The 18,161-nt window shown below is 72.3% G+C and carries 17 protein-coding genes; 12 read left to right on the top strand and 5 right to left on the bottom strand.

Annotation, left to right across the window (positions count from 1 at the left end; translation table 11 throughout):
- Nucleotides 1-36 precede the first annotated feature (36 nt).
- Together fabI and ASF78_RS21120 are read left to right on the top strand one after the other, a co-directional pair.
- On the top strand, nt 37-807 hold the full coding sequence (gene fabI, locus ASF78_RS21125; RefSeq protein WP_056594438.1) for an enoyl-ACP reductase FabI: 771 nt from the start codon (nt 37-39) through the stop codon (nt 805-807).
- Between the two features lie 46 nt (nt 808-853).
- On the top strand, nt 854-1,369 hold the full coding sequence (locus ASF78_RS21120; RefSeq protein ID WP_056594435.1) for a histidine phosphatase family protein: 516 nt from the start codon (nt 854-856) through the stop codon (nt 1,367-1,369).
- Here ASF78_RS21120 and ASF78_RS21115 read toward each other — a convergent pair.
- The 3 genes from ASF78_RS21115 to glgC are packed head-to-tail and all read right to left on the bottom strand — an operon-like array spanning nt 1,363 to nt 4,367.
- Nucleotides 1,363-2,439 (bottom strand): DUF4037 domain-containing protein, encoded by a 1,077-nt coding sequence (locus ASF78_RS21115; RefSeq protein ID WP_056594432.1) that lies wholly within the window; start codon nt 2,437-2,439, stop codon nt 1,363-1,365. The genes ASF78_RS21120 and ASF78_RS21115 overlap by 7 nt on opposite strands.
- Nucleotides 2,436-3,080: a phosphoserine phosphatase SerB gene (serB, locus tag ASF78_RS21110; protein WP_255354846.1), complete on the bottom strand. Its 645-nt coding sequence runs from the start codon at nt 3,078-3,080 to the stop codon at nt 2,436-2,438. The genes ASF78_RS21115 and serB overlap by 4 nt, the downstream gene beginning before the upstream one ends.
- Before the next feature lie 45 nt (nt 3,081-3,125).
- Nucleotides 3,126-4,367 carry a glucose-1-phosphate adenylyltransferase gene (gene glgC, locus ASF78_RS21105; RefSeq protein WP_056594430.1) on the bottom strand — a complete coding sequence of 414 codons (1,242 nt, stop codon included), beginning with the start codon at nt 4,365-4,367 and terminating at the stop codon, nt 3,126-3,128.
- Between the two features lie 111 nt (nt 4,368-4,478).
- Here glgC and glgA point away from each other — a divergent pair, with 111 nt between their 5' ends.
- The gene (gene glgA / locus ASF78_RS21100; RefSeq protein ID WP_056594540.1) at nt 4,479-5,705 is read left to right on the top strand and encodes a glycogen synthase; all 1,227 of its coding nucleotides are present in this window, start codon (nt 4,479-4,481) and stop codon (nt 5,703-5,705) included.
- Nucleotides 5,706-5,708: 3 nt separating this feature from the next.
- Here the strand turns inward: glgA and ASF78_RS21095 are convergent, their stop codons facing one another.
- Complete coding sequence (locus tag ASF78_RS21095; RefSeq protein ID WP_056594537.1) at nt 5,709-6,497, bottom strand: hypothetical protein; 789 nt, start codon at nt 6,495-6,497, stop codon at nt 5,709-5,711.
- Nucleotides 6,498-6,574: 77 nt separating this feature from the next.
- On the opposite strand from ASF78_RS21095, the gene ASF78_RS21090 reads away from it, so the two are divergent.
- The 9 genes from ASF78_RS21090 to ASF78_RS21050 all read left to right on the top strand — a co-directional run bounded on the left by ASF78_RS21090 (nt 6,575) and on the right by ASF78_RS21050 (nt 16,983).
- Nucleotides 6,575-7,369, top strand: coding sequence for an ABC transporter ATP-binding protein (locus ASF78_RS21090; protein ID WP_056594534.1), 795 nt, complete (start codon nt 6,575-6,577; stop codon nt 7,367-7,369).
- Between the two features lie 92 nt (nt 7,370-7,461).
- A complete protein-coding gene (locus tag ASF78_RS21085; protein WP_056594427.1) occupies nt 7,462-7,896 on the top strand; it encodes an NfeD family protein in 435 nt (144 codons plus the stop codon).
- A 54-nt stretch (nt 7,897-7,950) separates the two neighbouring features.
- Nucleotides 7,951-9,111, top strand: a complete 1,161-nt coding sequence (locus ASF78_RS21080) for an SPFH domain-containing protein (RefSeq protein ID WP_056594425.1) — start codon at nt 7,951-7,953, stop codon at nt 9,109-9,111.
- A gap of 102 nt (nt 9,112-9,213) precedes the next feature.
- Nucleotides 9,214-9,888, top strand: a complete 675-nt coding sequence (locus tag ASF78_RS21075) for a TetR/AcrR family transcriptional regulator (protein ID WP_235518754.1) — start codon at nt 9,214-9,216, stop codon at nt 9,886-9,888.
- Nucleotides 9,888-11,633: an ABC transporter ATP-binding protein gene (locus ASF78_RS21070; RefSeq protein ID WP_056594423.1), complete on the top strand. Its 1,746-nt coding sequence runs from the start codon at nt 9,888-9,890 to the stop codon at nt 11,631-11,633. Before ASF78_RS21075 ends, ASF78_RS21070 begins: the two co-directional genes overlap by 1 nt.
- The gene (locus ASF78_RS21065) at nt 11,630-13,603 is read left to right on the top strand and encodes an ABC transporter ATP-binding protein (RefSeq protein ID WP_056594421.1); all 1,974 of its coding nucleotides are present in this window, start codon (nt 11,630-11,632) and stop codon (nt 13,601-13,603) included. The genes ASF78_RS21070 and ASF78_RS21065 overlap by 4 nt, the downstream gene beginning before the upstream one ends.
- A gap of 55 nt (nt 13,604-13,658) precedes the next feature.
- Nucleotides 13,659-14,897: a sugar MFS transporter gene (locus ASF78_RS21060; RefSeq protein WP_056594419.1), complete on the top strand. Its 1,239-nt coding sequence runs from the start codon at nt 13,659-13,661 to the stop codon at nt 14,895-14,897.
- An 18-nt stretch (nt 14,898-14,915) separates the two neighbouring features.
- Nucleotides 14,916-16,157, top strand: a complete 1,242-nt coding sequence (locus tag ASF78_RS21055; RefSeq protein WP_056594415.1) for an endo-1,4-beta-xylanase — start codon at nt 14,916-14,918, stop codon at nt 16,155-16,157.
- A gap of 4 nt (nt 16,158-16,161) precedes the next feature.
- Nucleotides 16,162-16,983 carry an RNA methyltransferase gene (locus ASF78_RS21050; protein WP_056594412.1) on the top strand — a complete coding sequence of 274 codons (822 nt, stop codon included), beginning with the start codon at nt 16,162-16,164 and terminating at the stop codon, nt 16,981-16,983.
- A gap of 232 nt (nt 16,984-17,215) precedes the next feature.
- On the opposite strand, the gene ASF78_RS21045 is transcribed toward ASF78_RS21050, so the two are convergent.
- Nucleotides 17,216-18,154 (bottom strand): acyl-CoA thioester hydrolase/BAAT C-terminal domain-containing protein, encoded by a 939-nt coding sequence (locus tag ASF78_RS21045; protein WP_056594409.1) that lies wholly within the window; start codon nt 18,152-18,154, stop codon nt 17,216-17,218.
- Nucleotides 18,155-18,161: the final 7 nt, after the last annotated feature.

Below are 18,161 nucleotides of genomic sequence, written 5' to 3'. Positions count from 1 at the left end.
CTCCCAGCACGGCGACGAAACGAGAACGGAACGCACATGGGTCTGCTCGACGGCAAGAAGCTCCTGGTCACCGGTGTCCTCACGGACGGCTCCATCGCCTTCCACGTGGCGCGGTTGGCCCAGCAGGAGGGCGCCGAGGTGCTCCTCACCTCGTTCGGTCGGCAGTTCCGGCTGACCCAGGCGATCTCGCGACGCCTCCCGAAGCCGGCGACGGTGCTCCAGCTCGACGTCACCGACGGTGACGACCTCGCGGCGCTCGCCGACCGGGTGCGCGAGGCGGGCTTCGACTCGCTCGACGGGGTCGTGCACTCCATCGGCTTCGCACCGCAGTCCGTCATGGGCGGGAACTTCCTGGCCGGGGAGTGGGACGACGTCGCGACCGCGCTGCAGGTCAGCGCCTACTCGCTGAAGTCGCTCGCGGTCGCCACGCAGCCGCTGCTGAGCTCGGGCGGGTCGATCGTCGGCCTCACGTTCGACGCCCGCTACGCGTGGCCCGTCTACGACTGGATGGGTGTCGCCAAGGCTGCCTTCGAGTCGACCTCGCGCTACCTGGCCCGGGACCTCGGTCCGCAGGGCATCCGCGTGAACCTGGTCTCCGCCGGCCCGATCCGCACGACGGCCGCCAAGTCGATCCCCGGCTTCGAGGCGATGGAGGGCGGCTGGCCGGAGCGCGCCCCGCTCGGCTGGGACGCGTTCGACCCGGAGCCGACGGCCCGCGCGGTCGCGGCACTGCTGTCGGACTGGTTCCCGGCGACGACGGGCGAGATCGTGCACGTGGACGGCGGCTACCACGCGATGGGGCTGTGAGGCGCGCGCCTGGGCGAAGCGTTCGGGGTAGTGGGACGCTGAGCCGGTGACGTCCGTGACCGGCCCTCGGCGACTCGTGCTCCTGCGCCATGCCAAGGCCGAGCACCCGGACGTCCCCGACATCCAGCGCCCCCTCTCTCTCGTCGGTCGCAAGCAGTCCACCCGGGTCGGCACCGCCCTCGCGGCCGACGACGTCGTCCCCGACCTCGTGCTCTGCTCGAGCAGCGTGCGGACCCGGCAGACGTGGGACCTCGTCCGCTCGACGCTCGGCGCCGAACCCGACGTCCGGTATCTCGACGACCTGTACTACGCCGGGTCGAGCGCCCTCGTCGAGCTCGTGCGGACGGTCGCGGCCGACGTGCGGACGGTGCTCGTCGTCGGGCACGAGCCGACGATGTCGCAGGCCGCCGTCCTGATGGCCGGAGCGGACTCGGACCCCGCGACGCTCGAACGCGTCCGGGTCGGTGTGCCGACCGCCAGCTGGTCGCTGCTGGAGGTCGACGCGTGGGACACGCTCGCAGCCGGGACGGCTTCTCTGCGGAGGCTCGCCGTCCCTCAGTAGAGGCGGCGCAGGGCCTCGGTCCGGGTGGTGTCGACCGCGAGGTCGGTGCTGGCGCTGAGCAGGTCGATCCCGCCGACGAGGGGTCGCGCCACCAGGCCGCGGACCTCGGGGTCGGTGACGGTCTCCACGAGGCGACCGGCGATCGCCGCACCGTCGATCACCTCGAACGGGCGGCCGTGGAACGCGGTCGTCGTCTCGGGCACCGGCGCCGTGAGGCCGAGCGCGTTGTGCCGACGGACGAGCTCCACGAGGGCCTCGCCGAGCGCGTGCTGGCGGTCCGACCACGTCGGTGCCGCGAGGGTGGTCGCCAGGGCGGCCCGCAACGGTGCGGTCGACGCGATCCGCGCGAGGGCCGTCCCGAGCCACTTGTCGTAGGGCGCGTACCGGCGCTCCTGCAGGAACGCGAGCTGCGCCGCGGTGCGGCACACCCGTGCGGTCACGAGGCGGGACCCGAGGTCGTCGCCCGCCATCCCCGCCCGCGGGGCCAGGTGCTCGTCCTGGCCGATCGCCGACCAGGCTGCCGCCTGCTGGTACAGCCAGACGTCGTGCGGGTAGTAGCGCAGCCGGTCGCGCACCGCGTCGAGGCCGAGGTCGTCGTGGAAGACGGCGCCCGCGGTGAGCGAGAGAAGACGTTGCTGCGGGACGACGAGCCAGTCGGCGGCCGTCCTCGGGTCCACCGGGCCGAGCAGCCGACGCACCAGCGCGTCGAGGGTGAGGATCTCGACCCGGTGGTCGACCGGACCGGTCGCGGCTGCGTCGCCGAGCCCGCGCGTGCCGTCCGACGCCGCCGGGGCGACCCGGGTGGTCCAGCCGCCGATCTGCGACGGCACCCGGTGGCGCAGCTCCTCGTGCAGGGCGGGGGCGTGCGCGGCGTGGTCGGTGGGGGACAGCAGCACCTGCAGGCGCGGTCCCCAGTCGTGGTCGGTCGACGTCGCGTCGTCGAGACCCAGCACGTCCGAGCCGGGGCCGACGAGGGCGGTGGTGTGCGCGAGCCCGCGCTCGGCCAGGACCGGGCGGACCTCGTCGGAGAGCATCCGTGCCAGCTCGAGGCCGGGCACGAACGCGGTCACGGCCGGAAGGCCGGCAGGTCGAGGACGGCGTCCAGCCGCTCGCGCACGACGGCGTCGGCGGCCTCGCACAGCAGCGGCTTGGCGTTGAAGGCGATGCCGAACCCGGCCGCCACGACCATGTCGATGTCGTTGGCACCGTCCCCGATGGCGATCGTCCGCTCCATCGGGATCCCGACCGCCGCGGCGTACTCGCGGAGCACCACGGCCTTGGCCGCCCGGTCGATCACCGGGCCGCTGACCTTGCCCGTGAGCCGCCCGTCGACGACCTCGAGCGCGTTCGCGCGGGTCAGGGTGATGCCGAACGACGCGGCCAGGGGCCGCACGATCTCGATGAAGCCGCCCGACACGAGCCCGACTGGCCACCCCCGGGCGTCCAGCTCGTCGACCAGCTCCCGGGCGCCCGGCGTGGGCTCCACGGCGGCGAGCACGTCGGCCAGCACGGACTCGGGCAGGCCGGCGAGCGTCGCGACGCGCTCGTGCAGGGAGGCTGCGAAGTCGATCTCGCCGCGCATCGCCCGCTCGGTGATCTCGGTGACGAGCACCTCGGAACCGGCGTGCGCCGCGAGCAGCTCGACGACCTCCCCGGTGATGAACGTCGAGTCGACGTCCATGACGACGAGGTGGGGCTCGTAGGTGGTCACGAGACGGGAGGGTAGTGCCGCACGCAGGGCGCGCGTCACGCCCGCTCACTCCGCGATGACGGTCCCCTTCGGGACGACGGTGATGCCGGACTCCGTGACGGTGAACCCACGGGCGCGGTCATGGTCGTGGTCGAGCCCGATGCGGACGCGTTCCGGGACGCTGACGTTCTTGTCGATGATCGCGCGGTGGACCTGCGCGTAGCGGCCGATGTGCACGTCGTCGAAGAGCACCGAGTCCGTGACCTGCGCCCACGAGTGCAGCCGGACGCCCGGCGAGAGGACCGACCCGGACACCGTGGCACCCGAGACGAGCACGCCCGGCGAGACGACCGAGTCCACCGCGTGGCCGAGCCTGCCTGCGCCCGCGTGGATGAACTTGGCGGGAGCGAGGCTGGTGTACCCGCTGTAGAGCGGCCACTCGTCGTTGTACAGGTTGAACACCGGCTCGATGGAGATGAGGTCGATGTTCGCCTCGTAGAACGCGTCGATCGTCCCGACGTCGCGCCAGTAGTCGCGGTCGCGGGGGGTGGAGCCGGGCACGTCGTTGCGCAGGAAGTCGTAGACGCCCGCGGTGCCCCGCTCGACGAAGTACGGGGCGATGTCGCCGCCCATGTCATGGCGCGAGCCCACGTTCTCGGCATCGGCGGTCACGGCGGCGACGAGAGCGTCCGCGTTCGCCACGTAGTTGCCCATCGACGCGAGGATCTCGCCGGGGGAGTCGGCCAGGCCCACCGGGTCCGTCGGCTTCTCGAGGAACGCCTTGATGCGGGTCGGGTCCGTCGGGTCGACCTCGATGACGCCGAACTGGTCGGCCTCCTCGATCGGCTGCCGGATCGCGGCGACGGTGAACTCGGCACCGGAGGCGATGTGCGCCTCGACCATCTGCGAGAAGTCCATGCGGTACACGTGGTCGGCGCCGACCACGACGACGATGTCGGGGCGCTCGTCCTCGATGATGTTCAGGCACTGGTAGATCGCGTCGGCGCTGCCCAGGTACCAGTGCTTGCCGACGCGCTGCTGCGCCGGGACGGCCGCGACGTAGTTGCCCAGCAGCGGCGACATGCGCCACGTCTTGGACACGTGCCGGTCGAGGCTGTGCGACTTGTACTGGGTCAGCACGATGACGTGCAGGTACCGCGAGTTGATGACGTTCGACAGGGCGAAGTCGATCAGCCGGTACAGCCCACCGAAGGGCACCGCCGGCTTGGCACGGTCGGCGGTGAGGGGCATCAGACGTTTGCCCTCCCCACCTGCGAGGACGATAGCGAGGACGCGCGGCGCTGCCATGGCTACGACCCTAGGCCCACCGGGCGGTCCCAGCGAGGCGTGACGTCGCTCACGCGCTAGCGTGTCGAGAGGAGACCGGTCGCCCGAGCTGGTCGCGAGGGGATGGATCACGTGCGCGTCGACCTGCTGACCCGGGAGTACCCGCCGCACGTGTACGGCGGGGCGGGCGTCCACGTCGCGGGGCTGACCCGCGTGCTCGAACGCACCCTCGACGTGCGTGTGCACTGCTTCGACGGTCCGCGTGACGCCCCGGGCGTGCTCGGGTACACGGTGCCCACCGAGCTGGCCGGTGCGAACGCCGCGCTGCAGACGTTCGGCATCGACCTCGAGATGGCCGACGCGGTGGGTGCGGTCGGGGCGGACGGTGTCGCGTCGGACCTCGTGCACTCGCACACCTGGTACGCGAACCTCGGCGGGCACCTCGCGGGTCTGCTGCACGGGCTGCCGCACGTGGTGAGCGCCCACAGCCTCGAACCCCTGCGTCCGTGGAAGGCCGAGCAGCTCGGCGGCGGCTACGCGCTGTCGAGCTGGGCCGAGAAGACGGCCTACGAGGGCGCGGCGGCGGTCATCGCGGTCAGCGGCGGCATGCGCGAGGACATCCTGCGGGCCTACCCGAAGGTCGACCCGGCGCTGGTCAAGGTCGTCCACAACGGGATCGACCTCGACCAGTGGCAGCGCCCGACCAGCGACGAGGCCGTGGCCGCGGCGGGAGCAACCGTGCGCCGGCTCGGGATCGACCCGTCGCGGCCGAGCGTCGTGTTCGTCGGTCGGATCACCCGGCAGAAGGGTCTGCCCTACTTCCTGCGCGCGGTCGAGCTCCTCCCGCCCGACGTCCAGGTGGTGCTCTGCGCGGGCGCGCCCGACACGCCGCAGATCATGGCCGAGGTCTCCGGGCTGGTGGAGCAGCTGCGCACCAAGCGGTCCGGCATCGTCTGGATCGAGCAGATGCTCCCGCGCGACGAGCTCATCGCGGTCCTCATGCACGGCACGGTCTTCGCGTGCCCGTCGGTCTACGAGCCGCTCGGCATCGTCAACCTCGAGGCCATGGCGGTGGGGCTGCCGGTCGTGGGGACCGCCACGGGCGGCATCCCGGAGGTCATCGACGACGGCGTCACCGGTCGGCTCGTGCCGATCGACCAGCTGCAGGACGGGACCGGCACCCCGGTGGACCCGCAGCTGTTCGTCCACGACCTGGCCGACGCGCTGACCGACGTGGTCGGCAGCACGGCGCGGACGGCCGAGTGGGGCCTTGCCTCCCGGCGACGCGTCGAGGACCACTTCACGTGGGAGGCGATCGCCGACCGCACGATCGAGGTGTACCGGGGGGCGCTCGCCTGACGCTCAGGCGGTCAGCCGGGACGCCGCGGCAGCCATCGCGCGGCGGGCCATCCGGTCGACCTCGCGCAGCGCGGTGGACCGCTGGTCGGCCTGCCACAGGTTGACCGCGGCGCCGTCGTCCTGTGTGGCCAGCGCGACGATCGCGCGCAGCCGGGCCGCGCTGGCCAGCACGCGCACACGGCGGCCGTCGAGCCCGTCGGGCAGGCGCCACGCCGGCAGCTCCAGGTCGCGCAGGGCGGCGACGGTCTCGGCCGCGTCGGGTCGCCACCGGGCGATGTCGAGCTTCACGAGGGCCTCCGTCGCCTGCAGCAGACCCTGGCGCAGCTCGCGCTCGGCATCCTGCAGCGTGCCGGTCTGGGCGTGCACGGCGTGCCGCCAGTCGGGGACGTCCGACAGCTCCCAGGTCACCAGGTGCCCCGGCTCCAGCGCGGACCCGAACCGCTGCACCACGGGCACCGCGACGAGGCACGCCTGCGGCGTCCGCACCAGGACCGCTTCGCCGGCGTCGGTGGCGGCCGAGCTGACCGACGCGGGTGTCGCCCCGGGGTCGCCCGGGACGGGCAGGACCGTCGCGACGTCCCGGGGTGAGCCGTCGCACGCGTCGAGGAGGGTGCTCAGCGGTTCGTCGGACACGTCGTCGCGCAGCGGTTCGTCTGCCGCGGGCCGGCGCTGCACGGAGTGCGGCTCGTCGTCGGACTGCACGGCGCCGACCAGCACCGAGCGGTCACTGCTGTCGTCCGCCAGCCAGAGGGCGAGCAGGACCGAGCGCGGCAGCTCCAGGGTCAGGTCCATCGGACCACGGTAGGACGTGACCCAGCCCACCGGCGACCGGCCCGCCCACCTCCGGCGCGACGGTTAGGGTCATGCCCATGACCGACGTGCTCGACCTGCAGGCCGTGACGATCCGCCGGGGAACGACGACGATCCTCGACGAGGTGACGTGGACGGTCCGTGACGGCGAGCGGTGGGTGGTGCTCGGCCGCAACGGGGCCGGCAAGACGACGCTGCTGCAGGTCGCGGCCGGTCGGATGCACCCGACGGCCGGCACCGCCGACCTCCTGGGATCGCGCCTGGGGCGGGTCGACGTCTTCGAGCTGCGCCCGCGCATCGGGCTGTCCAGCGCGTCCCTGGCGGACCGGATCCCGGCGGGGGAGACGGTGCGCGACGTCGTGCTCACGGCGGCCTACGGCGTCACCGGTCGCTGGCGGGAGGCGTACGAGACGCTCGACGAGTCGCGGGCGGCCGACCTCCTGGCGGCGTTCGGCGTCGCCCACCTGTCCGACCGTTACTTCGGCACCCTCAGCGAGGGGGAGCGCAAGCGCGTCCAGATCGCCCGGTCGCTCATGACGGACCCGGAGCTGCTGCTGCTCGACGAGCCCGCTGCGGGGCTGGACCTCGGCGGGCGCGAGGAGCTGGTCGCGGCGCTGTCGGAGCTGGCCGGCGACCACAAGTCGCCGGTCCTGGTGCTGGTCACGCACCACGTCGAGGAGATCCCGCCCGGTTTCACGCACATCCTCCTGCTGCGCCAGGGCAAGGCCTTCGCGGCGGGTCCGATCGACGAGGTGCTCACTGCCGAGACGCTCTCCGGGGCGTTCGACCTCCCGCTGACGGTGGACCACACCGACGGTCGGTGGTCCGCGCGGGCGGCGTCCGCCCAGGGCTGAGTCGAATCCCACAGATTCGCAAAGAGATCGTCTAGGATCGGTTGAACCGCAGGGTCCGTCGTCGGAACCTGCTCGACCGAGGGAGTGGCCCGATGGGGTGGCTGTGGTGGATCGGTGCGGCGCTCGCTCTGGGCATCCTCGAGATGCTCTCGCTCGACCTCGTGCTCGCGATGTTCGCCGGTGGAGCCATTGCCGGCGCGATCGCCTACCTGTTCGGTGCCACGGTGCCCGTGCAGTTCGTCGTCGCGGCCCTGACCTCTGTCCTGCTGCTCTTCACGCTGCGTCCGTGGTTGCTGCGGCACCTGCGGGCGCGCATGCCGCTCGTGGAGACCAACGCCGCGGCGCTGGTCGGCCGCGAGGCCGTGGTCGTGTCGACCGTCACGGGTGAGGGTGGCCGCGTCAAGCTCGCCGGCGAGGTGTGGAGCGCTCGGGTGGACGCCGCCCAGACCATCCCGCCGGGGACCGAGGTCCGGGTGACTCGGATCGACGGCGCCACCGCTGTCATCGCCCCGGTGGCGGGTCTCTGAGCCCGTGAACGTCGCGCGGGCAGCTCGTCCGCGCCTGACCCTCCTGGAGGATCCATGGACGACCCGAACGGTGGGCAGATCGCCCTCTTCATCGTGCTGGGCCTGGTGCTGCTCTTCGTCGTCATCGCGCTCGTGCGGGCGGTCAAGATCGTCCCGCAGGCCGTCGCGATCATCGTCGAGCGGCTCGGGCGCTACTCCCGCACGCTGGACGCAGGACTGCACCTGCTGATCCCGTTCGTCGACCGCGTGCGGGCCGGCGTCGACCTGCGCGAGCAGGTCGTCTCGTTCCCGCCGCAGCCGGTGATCACGTCCGACAACCTCGTGGTGAGCATCGACACGGTCATCTACTTCCAGGTGACCGAGCCGAAGTCGGCGGTGTACGAGATCGCCAACTACATCCAGGGCATCGAGCAGCTGACGGTCACCACCCTGCGTAACGTCGTCGGGTCGATGGACCTCGAGCAGACGCTGACCAGCCGTGACCAGATCAACGGCCAGCTGCGTGGCGTCCTCGACGAGGCGACCGGGCGCTGGGGCGTGCGCGTGAACCGCGTGGAGCTCAAGTCGATCGACCCGCCGGACAGCATCAAGGGCTCGATGGAGCAGCAGATGCGCGCCGAGCGTGACCGTCGTGCGGCGATCCTCACGGCCGAGGGCTTCAAGCAGTCGCAGATCCTGACCGCCGAGGGCGAGAAGCAGGCGGCGATCCTGCGGGCCGAGGGTGGCGCCCAGGCGGCGATCCTCACGGCCGAAGGTGAGGCGCGCGCGATCCTGCAGGTCTTCGACGCGGTGCACCGTGGCGACGCCGACCCGAAGCTGCTGGCGTACCAGTACCTGCAGACGCTGCCGAAGATCGCGGCGAGCCCGTCGAACAAGATGTGGTTCCTGCCGTCGGAGCTGACCAGCGCCCTGGGCGTCTTCGCCAAGGGGTTCGGCGGACCGGTCACCGACGAAGGCGGTCTGCCGGACTCGGGCCGTGCCGCGGGCACGTCGCCGCTGGGCGACGACCTGCCGCCGACCACGCTGACGGACCCGGCGGAGGCGCTGGCCGAGGCGCGTCGGGAGTCGGCGGCGGCGACCGCGGACGCGACGGCGTCGGGCACCTTGAGCGGTCTGCCGTTCGACCCGTCCGTGGAGCAGGGGCAGCGGCCCGGTGGGGCGGCGGTGCCGCCGCGGGCGCCCGAACCCCCGCCGCAGGACGCACCGCCCGCCTGAGCTGAAGGGCCGGATCCGACAGGATCCGGCCCTTCGCCATGTTCGCCCACAGCGAACGCAGTGAGGTGCCGGAGTGAGTACTCACTCAGTTAGCATCGCGGCGTGGAGACGATCACCGGACCCGGGCGAGGGCGTGCCAACCCGCTGCCGCCCGACGAGCGGCGCGCGGCCATCCTGCTGGCCGTGCGGCCGGTGATCCTGGCGCGCGGCGCCGGGGTGACGTCCCGCGAGCTCGCCGAGGCCGCCGGGGTGGCGGAGGGCACGCTCTTCCGGGTGTTCACCGACAAGGTCACGCTCGTCCGCGAGGCCGTGCTGGCCGCGGTCGACCCGGCGGACGCGATCCCGGAGATCCAGGCGATCGACCGGACCCTGCCGCTGCGGGACAAGCTCCTGCTCCTCCTGACGCAGGCCCAGGCGCACGTGGGCGAGTCGATGCGCTGGATGAGCCTGCTGCACGAGGTCGGTCGCCTCGAGCCGGCCGGACCGACCGGGGAGCAGCGCGACGCGGCGATGCGCCAGTGGGGCCTCCGCCAGCAGGCCGGGACCGCCGCCGTGACCGTCGCGGTGTCGCAGCTGCTCGACCTCGACGCGCACCAGCTGCGGCTGCCCCTGGCGGACGTCATCGAGCTGTTCAACACCGTGCTCCTGGGCGCGACCATCCGGACCGTCGACGCGGCGCGCCGCGGACTCGACACCGGGCCTCCGGCTCCCGAGCAGCTGGTCGACCTCATCCTCCACGGCGTCCTCGCCCCCACCTCGTCCGACAGGAGCTCATGATGCTGATCACCCTGCTCAAGGAGCACCTCAAGCCCTACCAGGGCGCGGTCCTCGCGGTGATCGTGCTCCAGCTGGTGCAGACGATCGCGACGCTCTTCCTGCCCAGCCTCAACGCGCGGATCATCGACGACGGGGTCGCGCAGGGCGACACGGCGGAGATCATGCGACTCGGCGGCATCATGCTCGGCGTCAGCCTGGTGCAGGTCCTCGCGGCAGTGGTCGCCGTCTACTTCGGCGCGAAGACGGCCATGGCGTTCGGGCGAGACGTGCGCAAGCGGTTGTTCGGGCACGTGCAGACGTTCTCCGCGCAGGAGGTCGCCACGTTCGGCGCACCGACGCTCATCACGCGCACGACGAACGACGTGCAGCAGGTGCAGATGGTGGTGCTGCTGACGTTCACGATGATGCTCATGGCACCGATCCTGCTGGTCGGCGGCGTCATCATGGCGATGCGCGAGGACGTCGGGCTGTCCGCGGTGCTGCTGGTCTCGGTCCCGGTGCTCGCGATCGTCATCGCGCTGATCGTCACGCGGATGATCCCGTACTTCCGGTCCATGCAGAAGCGGATCGACGCCATCAACCGGGTGCTGCGCGAGCAGATCGCCGGTGTCCGGGTGGTGCGGGCGTTCGTGCGCGAGCGCCGCGAGTCCGAGCGGTTCGCGGCGACCAACACCGACCTGTACGACACCTCGTTGCGCGTCGGCAAGCTCATGGCGCTGATGTTCCCGATGGTCATGCTGGTGCTCAACGCGACGACCGTGGCCGTCCTGTGGTTCGGTGCCGAGCGCATCGACGCAGGTGCCCTGATGATCGGGCAGCTCACCGCGTTCCTGTCGTACATCGCCTACATCCTCATGGGCGTGATGATGTCGACGATGATGTTCGTCATGGTCCCGCGGGCCGTCGTGTCCGCGGAGCGGATCGGCGAGGTGCTGGACACCCGGACCTCCGTCGTCCCGCCCGCCGAGCCCGCGCAGCTGCGCACCGGCGCCGACTCGCGCCCCGGGCTGCTCGAGCTGCGGGGGGTCGAGTTCCGTTACCCGGGCGCCGAGCGCGCGGTCCTGCACGGCGTCGACCTCGTCGCCGAACCGGGGAAGACCACCGCGATCATCGGCTCCACGGGTGCGGGCAAGACCACCCTGCTCAACCTCGTCCCGCGGCTGTTCGACGTGACCGGCGGCGAGGTCCTCATCGACGGCGTCGACGTGCGCGCGCTCAGCCCCGACCAGCTGTGGGGCCAGATCGGGCTCATCCCGCAGAAGCCCTACCTCTTCGCCGGCACGGTGCGGTCCAACCTCGAGTACGGCCGGACGGGCGCGACCGACGAGGAGCTCTGGCACGCGCTGGAGGTCGCCCAGGCACGCGACTTCGTCGAGGCGCTCGAGGAGGGACTCGACGCGCCGATCGCGCAGGGCGGCACGAACGTGTCCGGCGGGCAGCGGCAACGCCTCGCCATCGCGAGAGCCCTGGTCAGACGCCCGAACATCTACCTGTTCGACGACTCGTTCTCGGCGCTCGACTACGCGACCGACTCCCGGCTGCGCGCCGCGCTGGCCCCGGAGACGCGCGAGGCGACCGTGCTGGTGATCGCGCAGCGGGTGGCCACCATCCGGCAGGCCGACAGCATCGTCGTCATGGAGGACGGGCTGGTGGTCGGCGTCGGGACGCACGCCGAGCTGTTGGAGTCCTCGGAGACGTACCAGGAGATCGTGTACTCGCAGGTCAGCGTGGAGGAGGCGGCATGAGCACCGAGACGAAGCGCCTCCCGCCGCAGGCCCGTCGCGGCCCCGGTCCCATGATGAACATGGGCATGCCGGGGGAGAAGTCGATGAACTTCCGCGGGTCCGCGATGCGGTTCCTGCGGGAGATGCGGTCCGAGCGGGCGCCGATGGCCCTCATCATCGTGCTCGCCGTCGCGTCGGTCGTGCTCGCCGTCATCGGTCCCAAGCTGCTGGGTGACGCGACGAACATCATCTTCGACGGCGTCATCGGCACCCAGCTGGGCGAGGCGTTCCCCGCGGGCACCACCACGGAGCAGGCCGTCACGGCGCTGCGTGCCCAGGGACAGGACACCTTCGCGGACGTCGTCGCCGGCAGCGGGGCGGTGCCCGGCGAGGGGATCGACTTCGACCGGCTGTGGCAGCTGCTCATGATCGTGCTCGCGATCTACGTCGGGTCGTTCCTGTTCGGCTGGCTGCAGGGGCGGCTGACCGCCGTCGTCGTGCAGCGGACCGTCTACACGATGCGGCAGGACGTCGAGGCGAAGCTGTCGCGGCTGCCGCTGCGGTACATCGACTCCCAGCCGCGCGGCGAGCTGCTCAGCCGCGTGACCAACGACATCGACAACGTCGCACAGACCCTCCAGCAGACGCTCTCGCAGCTCATCACCTCGGTGCTCACCGTCATCGGCGTGCTCGTGATGATGTTCTGGATCTCGCCGCTGCTCGCCGTCATCGCGCTCGTCACCGTGCCGCTGTCGATCGTGATCGCCGGGGCCATCGCCAAGCGGTCCCGTCCCCAGTTCATGGAGCAGTGGGCCTGGACCGGCAAGCTCAACGCCCACATCGAGGAGATGTACACCGGGCACTCGCTCGTGACCGTGTTCGGGCGGCAGGCCGAGGCGGCCGAGGTGTTCGCGGAGCGCAACGAGAAGCTCTACGACTCCAGCTTCCGCGCGCAGTTCATCTCCGGGATCATCCAGCCGGCGCTCGGCTTCGTCGCCAACCTCAACTACGTCATCGTCGCCGTCGTCGGCGGACTGCGCGTGGCGTCGGGGACGATGACGCTCGGCGACGTGCAGGCGTTCATCCAGTACAGCCGGCAGTTCACGCAGCCGATCACGCAGATCGCCTCCATGGCCAACCTGCTGCAGTCCGGGGTCGCGTCCGTGGAGCGCGTGTTCGAGCTCCTCGACGCCGACGAGCAGTCGCCCGACCCCGCGGACGCCACCCCGCCCGTGCAGCCCACCCGGGGACGCGTGGCGTTCGAGCACGTGGCGTTCAGCTACTCGCCCGACAAGCCGCTCATCCAGGACCTGTCGCTCGTGGCCGAGCCCGGCCAGACCATCGCGATCGTCGGACCCACCGGCGCCGGCAAGACGACCCTGGTGAACCTGCTCATGCGGTTCTACGAGGTCGACGGCGGGCGGATCACCCTCGACGGCATCGACACCCGGGACCTCACCCGGGACGCTCTGCGCTCGCAGATGGGGATGGTGCTCCAGGACACCTGGCTGTTCGGCGGCACCCTCGCGGAGAACATCGCCTACGGCGCCGACGGTGCGACGCAGGACGAGATCGTCGCCGCCGCGGAGGCCACGCACGTCGACCGGTTCGTGCGCACGCTGCCCGACGGGTACGCCACCGTGGTCGACGACGAGGGGGCCAACGTCTCGGCGGGGGAGAAGCAGCTGCTCACCATCGCCCGCGCATTCCTGGCCGACCCGCCGATCCTCATCCTCGACGAGGCGACGTCGTCCGTGGACACGCGCACGGAGGTGCTGGTCCAGCAGGCGATGAACGCGCTGCGCCACGGCCGGACGTCGTTCGTCATCGCCCACCGGCTGTCCACCATCCGTGACGCCGACGCGATCCTCGTCATGGAGGACGGCGCGATCGTGGAGCAGGGGTCGCACGAGGAGCTGCTCGCCGCCGGCGGCGCGTACGCGCGGCTGTACGCGAGCCAGTTCGCCGCGGCGGTGGCACCGGTGGACTGAGTTCCACCCGGTGCCCTGGCCGGGCCGTGACCTGCGGCGACGTACCCTCGGCAGCATGCCCAGCCCCACCCGCCCCGCGACCGGTGGGTTCCCGCGCGACCGGACGACGGTCGCGTTCTACGGGAGCTTCGTCGTGTGGGGCTGGCTGCTGTACAGCTTCAACCCGAGCGTGCCCCTGCTCGCGGACGAGCTCGGCATCAGCGACGCGCAGGCGGGGCTGCACGGGACCGCGATGGCCGTCGGCGGCATCCTGGCCGCGTTCACGACGCCACGGTTCGTGCGGAGCCGCGGCCGGCGCACGGCGCTCCTCGTCGCGTGCGCCCTGATCGCCGTCGGGGCGTCCGGCCTGGTCGCAGCCCCCTCGCTGGCCTGGAGCCTGCCCGCCATGGTGGTGCTGGCGCTCGGGGGGAACATCGCGATCAGCAGCGCACAGGCCGGTCTGGCGCTCCGGCACGGGAGCAAGGCGTCGGCCGCACTGACCGAGGGGAACGGGATCGGCTCGTCCATCGGGCTCGTCGGTCCGCTGGCCGTCGGTGTGTGCGTCGCGATCGGCTGGGGCTGGCGGCCCGCGGTCGCCGTGACGGTCGTCCTCGCGCTCGTCTCGGCGATCGTCGTGTCGCGGATCCCCGTCGGCGGAGCGATGACACCACCGCACGTCCCCGACCCTGCCGTGCCGGAGGTCGTCCGCGCACGCACCACGCTCCCGGGGTGGTGCTTCCTGGTGACGATGGTCGCCGCCGTCGCCATGGAGTTCGCCACCACGTACTGGGCGACCGGCCTGGTGCTCGAGCGGACGGGGGCCGGCCCCGGTATCGCGGCCGCGACGACCGCCGGGCTCGTGGCGGGGATGTCGGTGATCCGGTTCGTCGTCGGGCCGTTGTCGCTGCGCGTGGCACCGGTGCTGCTGCTCGCCGTGGCGTTCGTCGTCGCGATCGGTGGCTGGGCGGTGCTGTGGACCGCGACCACCCCGACCGTGGCGATCGTCGGTCTGTTCGTCGCCGGGCTCGGCTACGGCGCGCAGTACCCGTTGTCCGTCGCGCTGCTGCTCGCTACCGCACCCGGACGCACGGACGCGACGCAGGCGCGCGCGACGTTCGCGGGCGGGCTCGCGATCGGCGTCGCCCCGTTCGCCCTCGGGGCCCTGTCCGACGCCGTCGGGACGCACCAGGCGTTCCTCGTCGTGCCCGTCGTCGCGCTCGTGGGCGCGGGGGTGGCCGTCCTCGGCGGCCGAGCCGCACGACGAGCCGCGGTGCCCGTAGGTGACGAGGGGTTAGGCGTCAGGTTGGATCGATAAAAGACCTACGCTTGCCCGATGTCCACCCTGCCCCACCGGCGCGCCGACGCCGTCGTCACCGTCCTCGGCGCGGACGGCCGCCCCCTCGCCGACGCCGACGTCGTCGTCGCCCAGGAACGCCACGCGTTCCTGTTCGGCAACATCGGGTTCGACTTCATCGCGCTCGCCAACCAGGAGGGCGAGGCGGCCGAGCTGCCCGCGTTCGGCGGCGCCACCGCCGCCTCCGCCACGGGGCTCGCGGACCTCTGGCTCGACGTGTTCAACTCCGCGACGCTGCCGTTCTACTGGGGCGGGTTCGAACGGGTGCGGGGCCGTCCCGACACGGCCCGGCTGCTGACGGCGGCGCGCTGGTTCGCCGACCGCGGCGTCGCCGTCAAGGGTCACCCGCTCGCCTGGCACACGGTCGGCGCGCCCTGGCTGCTCGACCTGAGCACCGACGAGATCGCCGACGTGCAGGACGCGCGAATCCGGCGCGAGGTGGCCGACTTCGCCGGGGTCGTCGACACGTGGGACGTGATCAACGAGGTCGTCATCATGCCGGTGTTCGACAAGGAGCCCAACGGTCTGACCCGGCTCGCCTGGGAGCGCGGGCGCATCCCGACCATCCGGCTCGCGTTCGACGCCGCCCGCCAGACCAACCCGTCGGCCACCCTGCTGCTGAACGACTTCGACATGTCCACCGCCTACGAGTGCCTCATCGAGGGCGTGCTCGAAGCCGGGGTCCAGCTCGACGCGATCGGGCTGCAGAGCCACATGCACCAGGGTTACTGGGGCGAGGAGAAGACCCTCGCCATCCTCGACCGGTTCGCGCGCTTCGGGCTGCCTCTGCACCTGACCGAGACGACCCTGTTGTCCGGCGACCTCATGCCCCCGCACATCGAGGACCTCAACGACCACCGGGTGTCGTCCTGGCCGTCGACCCTCGAGGGCGAGACCCGGCAGGGCGACGAGTTGGAACGCCACTACCGGACCCTGCTGGGGCACCCGGCCGTGCAGGCGGCGACCTACTGGGGGATCACCGACGAAGGTGCGTGGCTCGGCGCTCCGGCCGGGCTGGTCCGTGTCGACGGCACCCCCAAGCCCGCGTACGACGCGCTGCGCCGGCTGGTGAAGGACGAGTGGTGGCTGGCGCCGACGACCCTGCGGACCTCGTCGGACGGACGCGTGCCCGTCAGCGGGTTCCTCGGCACCTACTCCGTGGCCGGGACGCCGTTCGAGCTGGCGCACGACGGGGAGGTCGTCGTCCGGCTGGAAGGATGACCGGGTGCCCGTCGCCTCCCTGCAGCCCGTCACCGACCCCGCCGACGAACGGCTCGCCGACTACGTCGCCCTGACCGACGTGGCGCTGCGCTCGCGGCAGGAGCCCGCCAAGGGCCTCTACATCGCGGAGAGCTCGACCGTGCTGGGCCGGGCGCTCGCCGCCGGCCACCGACCGCGCTCGGTGCTGCTGTCGCCGCGCTGGCTGCCGGACCTGGAACGGCTGCTGGCCGGGCTGCCCGCCGACGACACGGTCGTCCCCGTGTACGTCGCCGAGGAACCCGTGCTCGAAGCGATCACCGGGTTCCACGTCCACCGTGGCGCGCTGGCCGCGATGCACCGACCGGCACTCGCGCCCGTGGCCTCGCTGCTCGCCGGGGCTCGTCGGGTCGCCGTGCTGGAGGACATCGTCGACCACACGAACGTCGGCGCGATCATGCGCGCGTGCGCGGCGATGGGCATGGACGCCGTCCTCGTCACGCCGCGCTGCGCCGACCCGCTCTACAGGCGGTCGGTCCGGGTCTCCATGGGCACCGTGTTCCAGGTGCCGTGGACCCGCATCGACCCGTGGCCCGCCGGCATCGACGTGCTGCGGCAGCACGGGTTCGTCACCGCGGCGCTGGCCCTCACCGACGACGCGGTCGACCTGGACGAGCTGGAGCGGGACACTCCTGAGCGGCTCGCGCTGGTCCTCGGGTCGGAGGGGCACGGGTTGAAGGCCGAGACGATCGCGGCGGCGGACGTCGTCGTCCGCATCCCGATGCGCGGGGGAGTCGACTCGCTCAACGTCGCGTCGGCCGCCGCGGTCGCCTTCTGGGCGACGCGCTGACGCGGCCGGTCCGCGAGCCGGTCACCGGGGACTGCCGGGAGGCTTGCCGCCTCGACCGTCGACCTGCCCTCCGCGACCGCTGCGCACCGCGCGTACAGGAAACCGTCGGCGCTGATGCCCGGGACCCTGGGGAGCCACCACGGCTCGTCGCTCGCTCGCCACCGCTGCCTCGCGATCGACCTCAGGTCCAGCCGGTGGAGGACCTCGCCGAGGCGGTCGTGGAACGACGCGATCACGTCGCTGCGGCGTCGTCGCGAGGCAGGGTGTAGCGCAGGAATCCGATGCTCCGCGACCACGTCTCCACCCGTCCCTGCGCGGTGATGACCGGGTCGCCGCCGAACCGGAACGTCACCCCGGGACCCGGACCCTCGCTGGCGGTCACGCCCCCGGGCGGTCCCGCGATCAGGTGTCCGACGGAGTCGAGGACGACGTTCGCCCACGGGTACGGGTGGTCGGTGAGACGGTCGGCGGCGACCCGGTGGTACGCGGGTGAGTCCCACGTCAGGTCGTGGCTCCCCGAGACGAGCAGGACCCCGCCGCGGATGCGCTCCACCGGGATGCTGACACGGTCCAGCTCGGCAGCATCGGTCGGCAGGGCGGCGAAGGCGTCGCGCAGCTCGACCGGTTCGTTGCGCTCGATGGTCCCCAGGAGCTCGGGGCCGACCTCGTAGGGCAGGAACGGCAGCGGGTCGCCGCCGACGGTCCAGGCCGGCCCGGACGACTGCAGGATCGCGTCCAGCCGGCCGGCCCCGTAGTCGATGCCCTGCGTGACCACACCGCTGCCGACGATGCTGACCACGGACCCGACCCGCTCGTCGCGGCTGCCCACCAGCAGCGCCGCCTCCCCGCCCCGCGACCCGCCGAGCAGCCCGATCGAGCCCGGTGCGAACCCCTCCGCCTCCAGCAGGTCGAGCGCTCGCGTGAAGTACTCGAGGGGCACGTCGACGAGCACGGGCGGGACCCCGGGCGCACCGAAGTAGGCCAGTGCGAGGGCAGCGAACCCGGCCTCGGCGAGCGCGACGGCGTCCCGCTCGTGCATCCCGCCCTCGGACCCGCCGATGACGACGACCGCGCGCTCGGCACCCGACACGGGCCGGACCAGCACGCCCGTGACCCCGTGGGCACGGCAGACCGCGCGGTCCCTGGTGACGCGATGGGTCGTTCGGCTCATGCCGCGA

The sequence above is a fragment of the Cellulomonas sp. Leaf334 genome (assembly GCF_001424195.1).
Lineage (GTDB): Bacteria > Actinomycetota > Actinomycetes > Actinomycetales > Cellulomonadaceae > Cellulomonas.
Note: the sequence above shows the minus strand (reverse complement) of the source record. Positions and strands in the feature narration are given on the sequence as shown.